Source organism: Agromyces lapidis (genome assembly GCF_009749405.1).
Classification (GTDB): domain Bacteria; phylum Actinomycetota; class Actinomycetes; order Actinomycetales; family Microbacteriaceae; genus Agromyces; species Agromyces lapidis.
The window spans coordinates 285,395-299,848 of record NZ_WBIQ01000006.1 but is presented as its reverse complement, the minus strand read 5'-3'; the positions used below and the strand labels follow the sequence as shown (position 1 = coordinate 299,848).

15 protein-coding genes are annotated in these 14,454 nt (G+C 72.8%); all 15 read right to left on the bottom strand.

Annotation, left to right across the window (positions count from 1 at the left end; translation table 11 throughout):
* Positions 1 to 5: 5 nt before the first annotated feature.
* Entirely contained in the window at positions 6 to 680 is a 675-nt protein-coding gene (locus GQQ93_RS10490) for a Trp biosynthesis-associated membrane protein (RefSeq protein ID WP_157424164.1), read from the bottom strand.
* A complete protein-coding gene (locus GQQ93_RS10485) occupies positions 677 to 2,203 on the bottom strand; it encodes an anthranilate synthase component I (protein ID WP_157424163.1) in 1,527 nt (508 codons plus the stop codon). Before GQQ93_RS10485 ends, GQQ93_RS10490 begins: the two co-directional genes overlap by 4 nt.
* Positions 2,204 to 2,272: 69 nt before the next feature.
* Positions 2,273 to 2,644: a phosphoribosyl-AMP cyclohydrolase gene (gene hisI, locus GQQ93_RS10480; RefSeq protein ID WP_157424162.1), complete on the bottom strand. Its 372-nt coding sequence runs from the start codon at positions 2,642 to 2,644 to the stop codon at positions 2,273 to 2,275.
* The gene (gene hisF / locus GQQ93_RS10475) at positions 2,641 to 3,402 is read right to left on the bottom strand and encodes an imidazole glycerol phosphate synthase subunit HisF (protein ID WP_157424161.1); all 762 of its coding nucleotides are present in this window, start codon (positions 3,400 to 3,402) and stop codon (positions 2,641 to 2,643) included. Before hisF ends, hisI begins: the two co-directional genes overlap by 4 nt.
* 10 nt (positions 3,403 to 3,412) lie before the next feature.
* Positions 3,413 to 4,255: an ATP phosphoribosyltransferase gene (gene hisG / locus GQQ93_RS10470; protein WP_157424160.1), complete on the bottom strand. Its 843-nt coding sequence runs from the start codon at positions 4,253 to 4,255 to the stop codon at positions 3,413 to 3,415.
* A gap of 44 nt (positions 4,256 to 4,299) precedes the next feature.
* Positions 4,300 to 4,563: a phosphoribosyl-ATP diphosphatase gene (locus GQQ93_RS10465; protein ID WP_157424159.1), complete on the bottom strand. Its 264-nt coding sequence runs from the start codon at positions 4,561 to 4,563 to the stop codon at positions 4,300 to 4,302.
* 10 nt (positions 4,564 to 4,573) lie between these two features.
* Entirely contained in the window at positions 4,574 to 5,242 is a 669-nt protein-coding gene (gene rpe / locus GQQ93_RS10460) for a ribulose-phosphate 3-epimerase (RefSeq protein ID WP_157424158.1), read from the bottom strand.
* 46 nt (positions 5,243 to 5,288) lie between these two features.
* Entirely contained in the window at positions 5,289 to 6,650 is a 1,362-nt protein-coding gene (locus GQQ93_RS10455) for an RsmB/NOP family class I SAM-dependent RNA methyltransferase (RefSeq protein WP_157424261.1), read from the bottom strand.
* A 149-nt stretch (positions 6,651 to 6,799) separates the two neighbouring features.
* Positions 6,800 to 7,729: a methionyl-tRNA formyltransferase gene (gene fmt / locus GQQ93_RS10450; RefSeq protein WP_157424260.1), complete on the bottom strand. Its 930-nt coding sequence runs from the start codon at positions 7,727 to 7,729 to the stop codon at positions 6,800 to 6,802.
* Positions 7,730 to 7,761: 32 nt separating this feature from the next.
* A complete protein-coding gene (locus GQQ93_RS10445) occupies positions 7,762 to 8,403 on the bottom strand; it encodes a response regulator (RefSeq protein ID WP_157424157.1) in 642 nt (213 codons plus the stop codon).
* On the bottom strand, positions 8,400 to 9,674 hold the full coding sequence (locus tag GQQ93_RS10440; RefSeq protein ID WP_157424156.1) for a sensor histidine kinase: 1,275 nt from the start codon (positions 9,672 to 9,674) through the stop codon (positions 8,400 to 8,402). The genes GQQ93_RS10445 and GQQ93_RS10440 overlap by 4 nt, the downstream gene beginning before the upstream one ends.
* A 102-nt stretch (positions 9,675 to 9,776) precedes the next feature.
* On the bottom strand, positions 9,777 to 11,732 hold the full coding sequence (locus GQQ93_RS10435; RefSeq protein ID WP_157424155.1) for a primosomal protein N' family DNA-binding protein: 1,956 nt from the start codon (positions 11,730 to 11,732) through the stop codon (positions 9,777 to 9,779).
* A 1-nt stretch (position 11,733) separates the two neighbouring features.
* A complete protein-coding gene (gene metK, locus GQQ93_RS10430; RefSeq protein WP_157424154.1) occupies positions 11,734 to 12,927 on the bottom strand; it encodes a methionine adenosyltransferase in 1,194 nt (397 codons plus the stop codon).
* Positions 12,924 to 14,177 carry a bifunctional phosphopantothenoylcysteine decarboxylase/phosphopantothenate--cysteine ligase CoaBC gene (coaBC, locus tag GQQ93_RS10425; protein WP_157424153.1) on the bottom strand — a complete coding sequence of 418 codons (1,254 nt, stop codon included), beginning with the start codon at positions 14,175 to 14,177 and terminating at the stop codon, positions 12,924 to 12,926. Before coaBC ends, metK begins: the two co-directional genes overlap by 4 nt.
* Positions 14,178 to 14,190: 13 nt before the next feature.
* Positions 14,191 to 14,448, bottom strand: coding sequence for a DNA-directed RNA polymerase subunit omega (gene rpoZ, locus GQQ93_RS10420; protein ID WP_022888006.1), 258 nt, complete (start codon positions 14,446 to 14,448; stop codon positions 14,191 to 14,193).
* Positions 14,449 to 14,454 lie beyond the last annotated feature (6 nt).

Genomic DNA, 14,454 nt, shown 5'->3' with positions numbered 1-14,454 from the left:
CAAGTCTAGCGGTTCGGTTCGGGGTGGTTCGTGTCATCGGTCGGGTCGTCGCCGCGACTGAGTTCGTCCCAGTCGTCGATCGCGCGGTCGGATGCGGCGCGCTCGGGCGCGTCGGCGGTGCCGTCCGCTGCGGCACCGGCTCCGTCGCCGTCGTCCGGCTCGAGGCCGCTGCGGTAGCGGCGGGTCGATGCGGGCCAGCGCGTGCCCGTGGCGAGCACCAGGAGACCGGCCACGACGACGAGCACGCCGGCGACGATCGCGACGGTCGGCCAGATCGTGGCGACGGCGGTGCCGACGAGGTCGGCGGTCGGCGCGGCGCCCGCGACCCCGGTCGCGTCGGTGACGGAGGCGGAGACCGCGCCGACGGGGTCGCCGAGCGAGAGCGATGCGGCGAGCACGAGGCATCCGCCGAGCAGCACCTCGAGCACCCCGAGCACGATTCTGATGCCCGGGCCGGCCAGTGCGAGCGCGGCGGCGAGGGCGAGCCCGGCGAGCGAGAGGGCGGCGATCGCCGGCGAGGCGACGCTGCCGGGCACCGCGATGACCTCGGCGCTGACGTGCGCTCCGGCGCCGCTCGCGAGCACGAGGTCGAACCAGGTCTGGCTCCAGGCGAGCAGCCCGAGCCCGGCCCCGATGATCGTGAGGACGATCGCGGGCAGCTTCATTCGGGCGCGGTTCACGAGTGGGCCCTCCGCATCGCGTTCGCGACGGCGACCGCGCGCAACGGCGCCGCGGCCTTGTTGCGCGACTCCTCGAACTCGCTGGCCGGATCCGAGTCGGCGACGAGCCCGGCGCCGGCCTGCACCCGGGCGACGCCGCCCGAGATCGTCGCCGTGCGGATCGCGATCGCGAGATCGGCGTCGCCGCCGAAGCCGAAGTAGCCCACCACTCCCCCGTAGAGCCCGCGCTGGGCGGGTTCGAGCTCGTCGATGATCTCGAGCGCTCGAGGCTTCGGCGCCCCCGACAGCGTTCCCGCGGGGAACGTCGCTCGGAACACCTCGATGGCGTTGGTTCCGGGCACGAGGTCGCCCTCGACCGAGGAGACGAGGTGCATGATGTGGCTGAAGCGCTCGACCCGCATGAACTCCGTCACCTCGACCGAGCCGGCGGCGCACACCTTCGCGAGGTCGTTGCGGGCGAGGTCGACGAGCATCAGGTGCTCGGCCTGCTCCTTCGGATCGGCGATGAGCTCCGACTCGAGGTCCGCGTCCTCCTCGGGGCTCGCACCGCGCGGCTTCGACCCCGCGATGGGGTGGGTGAACACGCGGCCGCCCTGCACCTTGACGAGCGCCTCCGGCGACGAGCCGACGATCCAGTACGGCTCACCCTCGGCGTCGTCGAGATGCACGAAGTACATGTACGGGCTCGGGTTGAGGCTGCGCAGCACCCGGTAGACGTCGATCGCCGGCGCCGTCGCCTCCTGCTCGAACCGCTGCGAGACGACCACCTGGAACACGTCGCCGTCGCGGATGAAGTCTTTGGAACGTTCGACCGCCGCGAGGAAGTCGGCCTCCTCGGTGCGGTGGGTCGGCGAAGCCCGGCGGCCGAGGTCGATCTCGGCGAGCCACGCCTCGGCGGGCGCCGCGAGACCGCGCTGCAGGCGGTCGAGACGCTCCTGCGCCTCGCGCCAGAGGTCATCGGCTGCGGCGCCGGTGTCGTTCAGCACCGACGCGATGAGCTGCACCGTGCCGGTGCGGTGATCGATCACGACGAGCTCGGCGACGAAGGAGAACGCCTGCCCCGGCATCGACGACTCGGCCGGCGGCCGGTTCGGCAGGTGCTCGATCTGACGCACGGCCTCCCAGCCGATGAAGCCCACGAGGCCGCCGGTGAGCGGCGGCGCGCCCGGGACATCCTCGGTCTGCCAGCGCTCGAAGAGCGCTTCGAGGGCCGCGAGGGGCGGCAGTGCGGATGCCTCGCCGAGCGCCCGCTCGGCCGACAGCCCGTAGTCCTGCCAGACCACTCGGTCGTCGTGCTCGGTGAGCACGCCGTACGACGAGACCCCCACGAACGAGTAGCGCGACCAGATGCCGCCCTGCTCGGCCGACTCGAGGAGGAACGTGCCCGGGCGGCCCTGCGCGAGCTTGCGGTAGATGCCGACGGGCGTCTCGCCGTCGGCGAAGAGCTCGCGCACGACGGGAACCACCCGTCGGCCGGCCAGGAGGGCGCTGAACTCCTCGAACGTCGTCGTGGCGGCGGTCATCGGTTCTCCTCGTCGCGTCGTCGGTGGGCGTGCGTGCGGTTCATGCGTGCGGCTCGGCCTGCGGCCGTGTCAGTCGTTCGGCGGGTGGCCGACGACGACCTCGATCGGGTCGCCGTCGAAACAAGTACGCGTGCCCGTGTGGCAGGCGGCACCGATCTGCTCGACCTTCACCAGCAGCGTATCGGCGTCGCAGTCGAGGGCGGCCTCGCGCACGTACTGGGCGTGCCCCGAGGTGTCGCCCTTGCGCCAGTACTCGCGGCGCGAGCGCGACCAGAACGTGACGCGACCCTCGGTGAGGGTGCGGCGCAGCGCCTCGCGATCCATCCAGCCGAGCATGAGCATCTCGCCCGTGTCCCACTGCTGGATGACGGCGGGCAGCAGCCCCTGCTCGTTGAAGACGGCGCGGTCGAGCGCCTGTTCGGCCGTCGAGTACTCGCTCATCGGACGATCCTCCCGTCGTCGGCGAGGGCGCGCTTGACCTCGCCGATCGTCACTTCGCCGTTGTGGAAGACGCTCGCCGCGAGCACCGCGTCGGCTCCGGCCGCGATCGCCGGCGCGAAGTCGGCCACCCGCCCCGCGCCGCCCGAGGCGATGACCGGCACGGTCGAGAGCTCGTGCATGAGCCCGGTGAGCTCGAGGTCGAACCCGGCCTTCGTGCCGTCGGCGTCGATGGAGTTCACGAGCAGCTCGCCCGCGCCGAGCTCGATCGCCCGCCGGGCCCAGTCGAGGGCGTCGAGCTCGGTCTCGGTGCGCCCGCCGTGGGTCGTCACGACGAAGCCCGACCGGGTGCGCTCCGAACGCTTCACGTCGAGCGAGAGCACGCAGACCTGCGCACCGAAGCGGTCGGCGATCTCGGCGATGAGTTCGGGGCGCGCGATCGCCGCGCTGTTCACCCCGATCTTGTCGGCGCCGTGGGCGAGCAGGCGTGCCACGTCGTCGGTCGAACGCACTCCCCCGCCGACCGTCAGCGGGATGAACACCTGTTCGGCGACCCGCTGCACCATCTCGTAGGTCGTCGAGCGGTCGTCGACCGTCGCGGTCACGTCGAGGAAGGTCAGCTCGTCGGCGCCCTGCGCCGCGTAGCGGGCCGCGAGTTCGACGGGGTCGCCGGCGTCGCGGAGGTTCTGGAAGTTGACGCCCTTGACGACGCGGCCGCCTGCCACGTCGAGGCACGGGATGACACGGACGGCGAGGCTCATGCGCGGAACCTCACAACCGGGCGGCGTGGATCGCCGACACGAGGATGGCCCGTGCGCCGATCTCGTAGAGCTCGTCCATCACGTGGTTCATGTCGACGCGCGGGATCATGACGCGCACGGCGACCCACTCGGGGTCGTGCAGCGGCGAGACCGTCGGCGACTCGAACCCGGGTGCGGCGGCGGTCGCCCGTTCGAGGTGCTCGACGGGCACGTCGTAGTCGAGCAGCACGTACTGGCGGGCGACGAGCACGCCCTGGAGGCGGCGCAGCAGGGTCGCGGCGCCGGGCTTGTCGACGCCCGAGCCGATCAGCACGGCCGTCGAGTCGAGGATCACCGGGCCGAAGATCTCGAGTCCCGCCTTGCGCAGGGTCGACCCCGTCGAGACGACGTCGGCGACGGCATCGGCGACGCCGAGTCGCACGGCCGACTCGACGGCGCCGTCGAGCTTGACGAGCTTCGCCGGGGTGACGCCCTGGCGCTCGAGGAAGGCCCCCACGAGGCCCGGGTAGCTCGTCGCGACCCGCACGCCCTCGAGGTCGGTGAGCTCGGCGAACGCGCCGTCGGGGCCGGCGAAGCGGAAGGTCGAGTCGCCGAACCCGAGCGGGGCGATCTCGGCGGCCTCGGAACCGGAGTCGAGCAGCAGGTCGCGACCGGTGATGCCGACGTCGAGCGCACCCGACCCGACGTACGTCGCGATGTCACGGGGACGGAGGTAGAAGAACTCGACCCCGTTGCGAGGGTCGGCGGTGTGCAGGTCGCGCGGGTCGCGGCGACCGGTGTACCCGGCCTCCCACAGCATCTGCGCGGCGGTCTCGGACAGCGAGCCCTTGTTGGGCACGGCGATTCGGAGCATTTCGGTACTTTCGTGTCGACGGGTCTGATCGGCCATGGGCGTGATCAGAGATGTCGGTACACGTCGGCCGGCGAGAGCCCCTTCGCGAGCATGAGCACCTGCAGGTGGTAGAGCAGCTGCGAGATCTCTTCAGCGGTCTCGGCGTCGCTCTGGTACTCGGCGGCCATCCACACCTCGGCGGCCTCCTCGACGATCTTCTTGCCGATGGCGTGCACGCCCGCGTCGAGCTCGCGCACGGTGCCGGAACCCTCAGGACGGGTGCGGGCCTTGTCGCTCAGCTCGACGAAGAGTTCGTCGAAGGTCTTCACGCTCTCTAGGCTACCCGTGCGCGTGGGGGTGTGCCGACGCAGCAGCTCGCAGGGCGGCGATCTGCGCCTCGGGGACGCCTCGGAACACGGCCGATCCGGCGACGAAGGTGTCGGCACCGGCCTCGGCGGCGATGCCGATCGTGTCGACCGTGACGCCGCCGTCGACCTGCAGCCACACGTCGAGCCCGGCGGCGCGCACCGCGTCGGCGACGCGCCGCAGCTTCGGCATGGTCTCGGGCATGAACGACTGCCCGCCGAAGCCCGGCTCGACGGTCATCACGAGCACCTGGTCGAACTCGTGCAGCACCTCGAGGAACGGTTCGGCGTCGGTGCCGGGCTTCAGCGCGATGCCCGCGCGAGCCCCGATCGCACGCAGCCGCCGGGCGAGTGCGATCGGGTCGGCCGCGGCCTCGACATGGAACGTCACACTCTCGGCGCCGAGCTCGGCGTAGCCGGGTGCCCAGCGGTCGGGGTCGTCGATCATGAGGTGCACGTCGAGCGGGATCGGGCTCGTCGCCCGGATGCGCTCGACCATCTGCGGCCCGAAGGTGAGGTTCGGCACGAAGTGGTTGTCCATGACGTCGACGTGCACGAGGTCGGCCGTCGCGATGCGGGCGAGCTCGTGCTCGATGTTCGCGAAGTCGGCGGCGAGGATGCTCGGGTTGATGCGCGTCGTCATGGCTCGAAGCCTATCGAGCGAGGATGCCGCGGCGCCCGCCGCGCGTTCAGCGCGTGCGGCGCACGAGGGCGATGAACATCGCGTCGGTGCCGTGGCGGTGCGGCCAGAGCTGCACCGTCTCGGGCGCCCCCGCGAGGTCGAGCGGCTCGCGCACCACCGACTGCACGACGGCCCGCGTGTCGAGCTGCTCGAGCTCGCCCTCCCAGCGGCGGAGCGCCGCCGCGAGGGTGCCGTGGGTCTCGGCCGTGTGCGGCGAGCACGTCACGTAGGCCAGCACCCCGCCCGGCGCGAGCAGCCGCACCGCATGATCGAAGAGCTCGCCCTGGAGCTGCGTGAGCTCGGGCACGTCCGCGGGCTGCTTTCGCCAACGCGCCTCGGGGCGACGCCGCAGCGCACCGAGCCCGGTGCACGGCGCGTCCAGCAGGATGCGGTCGAATCCGTCGGCAGAGCCGAGCGCCGAGGCATCCGTCTCGCGACCGTCGCCGACGGCGACGTGCACCTCGAGGGGGACGCCCGCGATCGCTCGGCGCACGAGCTCGGCGCGCGCGGGGACGAGCTCGTTCGCGACCAGGGCCGCATCGTTCGCGAGCGCTTCGGCGGCGAGCACGGCGGTCTTGCCGCCCGGGCCGGCGCAGAGGTCGAGCCAGCGCTCGCCAGGGGCGACGTCCGCGGCGCGCGACAGGGCGAGCGCCGCGAGCTGCGAACCCTCGTCCTGCACGCGCACGCGGCCCTCGTGGGCGGCGACGAGCGCGATCGGGTTCGGCGCGGTCGCGCCGATCGGCGAGAACCGGTTCGGCTCGCCGAGGCCCTCGGGCGATTCGTCGCCGAGCCCGGGCAGCACCGCGAGGTTCACGCGGGGCGCCAGGTTGTCGGCCTCGAGCAGCGCCTCGAGCTCGTCGCCGCGGCCCTCCTTCACGAGCGCCGAGCGGAGCGCCCTGACGATCCACTCGGGATGCGAGGAGAGCACCGCGAGCCGCGCGTCGTCGCTCGGCATCTCGGCGGCGAGCTCGTCGCGCCATGATTCGAGGCTCGAGCGCGAGACCGTGCGGAGCACCCCGTTCACGAAGCCGCTCGCGGCGGGCGCGATGCGCTTCGCGAGCACGACCTGCTCGTTGACCGCGGCATGCGTCGGCACGCGGGTCGAGAGCAGCTGGTGCACGCCGAGCCGGAGCACGTCGAGCACTGGCGGATCGATGCGGCCCGCGGGCCGGCCCGCGGCGAGCTCGATCACCGCGTCGTAGAAGCCCTGCATGCGGAGCGTGCCGTACGTCAGCTCGGTCGCGAGCGCCGCGTCGGCCTCGCTGAGCTTCGAGCGCTCGATGCGCTTGGGCAGCAGCAGGTTCGCGTAGGCCTCGTCCGTGCGCACCGCCTCGAGCACCTCGTAGGCGACGATGCGGGGCGGCGACACGCGCACCTGGCGGGGTCGCTGGGCGTCGCGGTCGCGGGCGGGCCGTCGGGCGGGGCGTTGCTGCTGCACCCGTCAACTGTACGCGGCGCGCCGACAGCCTGCCCGTCCGCCCAGAGGCCGACACGGTCGGCACCTCGGCACCTCGGCGCCTACTCGAGCGTGCGGAGCGACTCGGCGAGGCCGTGGCCCCAGTCGGCGGCGGCCATCGCGCCCTTGCCGGCGGGCTGCACGCGGACGAGCTCGATCGGCGCGTCGGCGGTGCCGACGAGCACGCGACGACGCTCGGGGCGGAGCTCGCCGGGAGCGAGCGGTTCGACCGACTCCCCGGCCTCGACGGCGCGGGCCTCGAGCACCTTCAGCCGCTCGCCGCCGACCGTCGTCCACGCTCCCGGCTCCGGGGTCGTGCCCCGGTACCGCGCGAGCACCGCGCGCGCGTCGAGGCGCCAGTCGAGCCGGCCGTCGTCGATCGTGAGCTTCGGCGCAAGACTCGGCTCGCCCGACTGCGGCACCGCGCGGGCCGTGCCGTCCGCGAGGCCGTCGACCACCTCGGCGAGGAGCCCGGCGCCGCGCTCCGCGAGCAGCTCGAGCGCGGCGCCCGCCGTGAGCCCCGCATCGTTCGGCCAGCTGCGCACCGCGAAAACGTCGCCCGCGTCGAGCTCGGGCACGAGTTGGAACACGGATGCCCCGAGCTCGTCGTCGGCGGCAATGATCGCGTGCTGCACGGGCGCGGCACCGCGCCAGGCCGGCAGTACCGAGAAGTGCAGGTTGATCCAGCCGAGTCGCGGCAGCGAGAGCAGTGGCTCGCGCACGAGCCCGCCGTAGGCGACGATCACGCCGAGATCGGGCCGGAGCGCCTCGATCCGCGCCGTCGCCTTGTCGTCGAGCCGGGTGGCCTTCACGATCGGCAGGCCGTGCGCCTCCGCCGCGGCCGCCACCGGCGACGGGGTCAGCACGCGCTTGCGCCCGAGCGGCGCGTCGGGGCGGGTCACGACGCCGGCCACCTCATGGCGCCCGTCGCGGATGAGCCGCTCGAGGCTCGGGACGGCGGGGGCGGGGGTTCCGGCGAAGACGAGGCGCAGGGAGTTCACCCGCCCATTCTCCCGGATGCGCGTCAGCCGAGCAGTCCGTGCTCCCACGCGTGCGCCACGATCTGCAGGCGTGAAGCGAGGCCGAGCTTGGCGAGCACCGACGAGACATGGCTCTTCACGGTGGTCTCGGAGATGAACGCTTCCACCGCGATCTCGGCGTTCGAACGCCCCCGCGCCGCGAGCAGGTAAACGTCCCGTTCCCGCCGCGACAGCGCCGCGATCGAGGCGTCGTCGCGGGGGCGATCGGGAATGTCGCGCACGAGGCTGCCTGGCTCGGCCGGAGCCACCACCGTGCCGCCGTCGTGCACCGTGCGAACCGCCGCGAGCAGCAACTCGGGTGTCGCGTCCTTCATGAGGAACCCGCGTGCGCCGGCGCGCAACGCCCGCTGCACGGCGATCTCGCCTCGATGCGTCGTCAGCACGATGACCCGCGGTCGGTCGACGCCCTCGCCGAGGAGCGCCTCGGTCGCCGAGACGCCGTCCAGCCCGGGCATGCGCACGTCCATCAGGAGCACGTCGGGCCGTGCGTCGTCGACGAGGCCGCGCACCTCGTCGCCCCGATGCGCGGAACCCACGAACTCGAGATCGGATTGCGAGCCGACGAGCATGCCGATGCCCGAGCAGAAGAGCCGTTCGTCGTCGGCGATCGCCACCCGCACGTTCACGCCTCGGCCTCGCTGCTCGTCGCCGCGTCAACCCCGGGCGACGCGTGGCCGCCCTCCGACGCCCCTCCGGCATGCGCGGCGGGCAGGAACCCGGCGACGACGAAGCCCCGTTCGTCATCGGCGTCGACGCCGAGCCATCCGCCCGCGAGCCTCGCCCGTTCGCGCATGCCGACGATGCCGCGCCCCTGCACACCTCCGACGCGCTCGGCCCGTCGCGGCGACACGATCTCGAAGCCCGTGCCGTCGCGGCGACGATCGAGGACCACCGTCGTCGACGCGGTTCGACCGCCGTGCCGGACGGCGTTGGTCAGACTCTCCTGGATGATCCGATACAGCGCGCGCGACTGCGGGGATGCGAGTTCGAACGCCTCGCCGCGCTCATCGACCTCCACATCGAGCCCGGCTGAACGAGCACCGGCGACGAGTTCGTCGAGCCGGTCGATGCCCGGGCTCTCGAACTCCCCCGCGTCGTCGAGCCCGTCGAGCAGCCGCCGCACCTCGACGAGCGCTCCTCGTCCGCGTTCGGCGATCGCGTCGAGCGCATCGTTCGCCGCTCCCCGCTCGACTCCCGCGTAGCGGGCGCCATCGGCCTGCGCGACGATCCCCGCGAGCGAGTGCGCGACCACATCGTGGACCTCCCGCGCGAAGCGCTCGTGCTCGAGCGCAGCGGCGAGTTCGAGCTCTGCCTCACGCAGTTCGGCAGCCTGCCGGGCGGCCGCACGGCGCTCGGCATACCGGGTTCGCACCGTCCCGAGCGCCCACCCGATCGCCCACGCCGCCGCCATCACGAGGGCAGTCGCGATCGCGAAGGGATTCAGCAGGGTGTACATCGCTGCCGCCCAGAAGTCGGCGGCCGGGATGAGGAACCCCTCCTGCATTCCGGCGAGCACCAGCCAGGTGTCGACGAGCACGACGACGATCACGGCATAGGCGGCGGCCCAGATGCGGCGGCGAGGCGCCGAAGCGACGGCCACGCCGACGATCGGGACGGCGAGCAGCGCCGCCCAGACGGAGCCCTCGAGGCGCATCACCGGCAAGAACGTCATCATCGCGAGCGTCGTCATCGCGATCAACGAGGCGGCTCGCGGAAAACGCCCTGCGAGCCCGATCGCCGTGCCGAACCCGGCGAACACCGCCCACTCGGGTGGCGGCATCATCGCCGGCCCCTGACCACGCCCCGTCTCGGCGATGCACCACAGCACGAAGTAGACGGTTCCGGCGGCGGGGAGGGCGAGTTGCAGGAGCAGGCTCATGAGTCGATCGCGGGTCATGTCGTCACGCTAACGAGGTCGGACGCTCCGATCGAGGCTCCGCGCGGACTCCCCGTCGCGAGGAGGACGGATTCCCTCCTCAGGAAGGAGACGCCTCCGGGCCTACGGCACCTCGGGGTCGTCGAATCGCACTCGGAGGACTCGGGGCCGCTGCGGTCGACGCCCCGCGACAGGTCGTCGCCGCTCGGTCGCGACCCGGATCATCTCGGCGCGCAGCGCGCGCGCCACCGCGGCGCCCGAACCGTAGTCGAATCGCACGATCGCGCGCTCGAGCTCGTCGTCGACCGGGGTCGGCCCGAGCGCGTCGACCCCGGGCGCGGCCGCCGTCGCTGCGGCGATCGCACGTTCGACCCCGGAATGCGGCGCCGTGACGCTCGCCACCCGCACCGCGGGCGGGAACCGCAGCGCGCGACGCGCGGCGAGCTCGGTGCCCGCCCACTCGAGCTGACGCCAGCCCGCGAGCGCCTGCGCGAGCGCCCCGGCCACCCCGACGAGGAAGACGGGCGCACCCGGCGACGCGAGTGCGGCCGCGTTCGACCACCACCGAAGGCAGTCCTCTGCGACCCGCAGGGATTCACGCAGGAGCATCCGCTCGCCGTCGAGGAGCAGCACCGCCCGATAGCCGCCGTCGGCGATCGGCTCGGCGCCGCGCGTCGCGACGACGAGCGCCGGTTCGGCACCCACCCGCAGCACCGGCCGTTCGCCGTCTGAGAGGATCACCCGGGCCCGCGGGAACGCCCGGCCGAGCTCCTCGGCGGTGCGGCTCGCGCCGACCGTCACGGCGCGCAGCTTGGTCGACTCGCACACCGGGCACTGCCAGCTCGCGGCGCTCGTGCCGCAGAGCGTGCACCGTGGCGCGCCGCCCGCCCGGGGCACGGCGAGCACGCCGCCGCACGCCGCGCACCGCGCCGGCTCGCGACAGCGATCGCACGAGAGCATCGGCGTGTGCCCCGGGCGGGCGACCTGCACGAGCACCGGCCCCTCCTGCACCGCCTCTTGAGCCTGACGCCACGCGGCCGAGGGAATGCGCGCGGAGCCCGGCTCTGGCGCCGCCTGCTGCTCGGTCGGGATGACGCGCGGGCGCACGTGACGGTGGGCGGCGACCGGCCGCACCCAGCCGATCTCGACGAGGCGCTCGACCTCGACGCTGCGAGTGTGCCCGAGGAGGATCAGTGCCGCGTCGGACTGCTCCTGTCGGATCAGGGCGACGTCGCGCGGATGCACGCCGGGACTCAACGGCTCGTTCATGAGCGCGTCACCGTCGTCCCACAGCGCGATGAGGCCGAGCCTCGCCGCGGGCGCATACACCGTCGACCGGTTGCCGACGATGATGCGCGCGTCATCGCCGCCGGCGTCGAGGAATGCCCGGAACCGGGCACCGCCCGTCTGCCGCGCATCGGTGCGCAGCACCCGGCGGGGGTCGACGATCTCGGCGAGGGCGGCCTGCAGCTGCTCCTGATCGCGGTAGTCGGGCACGACGAGCAGGCTCGAGCGATCGGCCGCCAGCGTCGCCGCTGCGGCCTCGGCGAGCGTGACCGCCCAGGCGCCGACCCACTCCCCCGACGGCAGCTTGATCGGGCGCGGGTCGGCGGCGAGGGCCATCCGCTCACCGCCTGCGATGCCCGCCTCGACGACGCCCGCCTCGTAGCCCGTGACTGCCGTGGCCGCCGGCAGTTCGCCGGGGTCGGGCTCGGCCGCGCGCCAGGCCCGCTCGACGCGCACGTAGCGGCTCGGGATCGCGAGGCGCAGGACGTCGCTCGCATTGCCGGCAGCCCGGTCGGCGACCGCCCGGGCGAGCGCCCACACCTCGGCGCCGAGGAGCGGCACCTCGGACACGACGAGGTCGAGCTCGGCGAGACGGCCCTCGTACTCGCTCGACTCCGCGAGCTCGACGAGCCAGCCGTCGGCGATCCGTCCGCCCGAGCGCAGCGGCACCCGCACCCGGACGCCCGGCTTCGCCTCTTCGACGAGTCGCTCGGGCACGCGGTAGTCGAACAGCTGGTCGAGTTGCGGCAGCGGTGAATCGACGAGCACCCTGGCGACCGGGCCGGCCGTCACCTCAGAGCCCGGCGGCGGAACGCAGGTCGGCGACGCGGTCGAGGCGCTCCCACGTGAAGTCGGGCAGCTCTCGCCCGAAGTGGCCGTAGCTCGCCGTCTGCGCGTAGATCGGGCGCAGCAGGTCGAGGTCGCGGATGATCGCGGCCGGACGCAGGTCGAACACCTCGCGGACGGCGCCGATGATCTCGTCGTCGGGCAGCACGCCCGTGCCGAAAGTCTCGACGTAGAGACCGACGGGCGCCGCCTTGCCGATCGCGTATGCGACCTGGATCTCGAGCCGGTCGGCGAGGCCGGCGGCCACCGCGTTCTTCGCGACCCAGCGCATCGCGTACGCGGCCGAACGGTCGACCTTCGACGGGTCCTTGCCGCTGAACGCGCCGCCTCCGTGGCGGCTCGCGCCGCCGTAGGTGTCGATGATGATCTTGCGGCCCGTGAGGCCGGCGTCGCCCTGCGGGCCGCCGATCTCGAAGCGCCCGGTCGGGTTGATCAGCACCGCGAGCTCGGGACGCGCGAGCTCGACCTGGTCGAGCACCGGGCGGATGACGAGCTCTTCGACCTCGGCCCGCAGCTGTTCGTTCGAGACCGCGGGCGAGTGCTGGGTCGAGAGCACGACGGTCTCGATCGTCTTCGGCGTCGGTCCGTCGTAGCCGACGGTCACCTGGGTCTTGCCGTCGGGGCGCAGGTAGTCGAGCTCGCCCGCCTTGCGCACGTTCGCCAGGCGCTCGGCGAGGCGATGCGCGAGCCAGATCGGCACCGGCATGAGCTCGGGCGTCTCGCGGGTGGCGTACCCGAACATGATGCCCTGGTCGCCCGCGCCCTGGCGGTCGAGGGCGTCCTCGCTGGCGCGCTCGCGCGCCTCGAAGGCGTGGTCGACGCCCTGCGCGATGTCGGGCGACTGACCGCCGATCGAGACCGAGACGCCGCACGAGCGGCCGTCGAACCACACGTCGGAGGAGTCGTAGCCGATCGACGTGACCCGCTCCCGCACGATCGCCGGGATCTCGACGTAGCCCGACGTCGTGACCTCGCCGGCCACGTGCACGAGCCCCGTCGTCACGAGCGTCTCGACGGCGACCCGGCTGTTCGGGTCGACGGCGAGCAGCGCGTCGAGGATCGAGTCCGAGATCTGGTCGCAGATCTTATCGGGGTGGCCTTCGGTCACGGACTCGGAGGTGAAGAGGCGGAGGGCGCTCATACGGGGTCGGCTTCTTTCGTGGTGCGGTCTTCGGCGGTGTGGGCGAACTTCGAGACAACCACGTCGAGGATGGCACCGGCCACCGACGGTTTCGTTCCGTGAAGCCGTGTGACGATCTCGTCGTCGCCGCCGAGGATGACCACCGAGTTGTCGTCGCTCGCGAAGCCCTCGTTCCAGCCGACGCGGTTCACGACGAGCACGTCGGCGCCTTTCGCACGCCGCTTGGCGCGGCCGAGCTCGAGCAGCCGCCCGTCATCGGGTTCGGTCTCGGCGGCGAAGCCGACGAGGAGGGTGCCGTCGTGCGGGGCGTGCCCGAGTCCGGCGAGGATGTCGGGGTTGCGGACGAGCTCGATCGTCAGCCCGTCGCCCGAGCCGTCTTTCTTGATCTTCTGCTCGCTGATGCTCGCGGGACGGTAGTCGGCGACGGCGGCGGCCATGATCACCGCGTCGGCGCCGCGTGCGGCCTCGGTGACGGCGGCCTGCAGTTCGAGGGCGCTCGAGACGCGGCGGAGATCGCAGCCCGCGGGATCGGCCACCTCGAGGTTCGCCGCGATGAGGGTGACCTCGGCGCCTCGGGCGCGAGCGGCCTCGGCGATCGCGACGCCCTGCTTGCCGCTCGAACGGTTGCCGAGGAAGCGCACGGGGTCGAGCGGTTCGCGCGTGCCACCGGCGGTCACGACGATGCGGCGACCCGCGAGATCGTGGTTCTCGCCGCGAGCGGATGCCACGACGGCGAGTGCCGCCGCGACGATGACCTCGGGCTCCTCCATGCGGCCGGGTCCGCTGTCGGCACCGGTGAGCTGGCCGACGGCGGGGCCGACGACGGTGACGCCGCGGGCCTCGAGCGTCGCGATGTTCGCCTGCGTCGCCGGGTGCCGCCACATCTCGGTGTGCATCGCCGGGGCGATGACGACGGGCGCCTCGCTCGCGAGCACGCTGTTGCCGAGCAGGTCGTCGGCGAGCCCGGCGGCGAGCTTCGCGATCGAGTTCGCCGTCGCGGGCGCGATCACGATGAGGTCGGCCGCCTGGCCGATCGCGACGTGCCGCACCTCGGCGACGCCCTCGTAGAGCTCGGTGTGCACCGGGTTGCGCGAGATCGCCTCGAGGGTGGGCCTGCCGACGAAGCGCAACGCAGCCTCGGTCGGGATGACGTGCACGTCGTGCCCGGCGAGCACGAGCGCGCGCACGACGCCGACGGCCTTGTATGCCGCGATGCCGCCGGTGATGCCGACGACGATGTTGAGGGTCACGCGGCCCCCGGGATCACTCGGCGAGGGGGCGGAGCCGGAGCTTGTCCTCGTTGATCTCGTGCATGGCCACCGAGAGGGGCTTGTCGTCGATCGACGAGTCGACGAGCGGGCCGACGTTGTCGAACAGGCTGCCCTCGTGCAGGTCGGCGTAGTAGTCGTTGATCTGGCGGGCGCGCTTGGAGGCGAAGATCACCAGCTGGTACTTCGAGTCGACCTTCGAGAGCAGGTCGTCGATGGGCGGGTCGATGATGCCGGAAAGCTTCTCAGCCATGGAGTG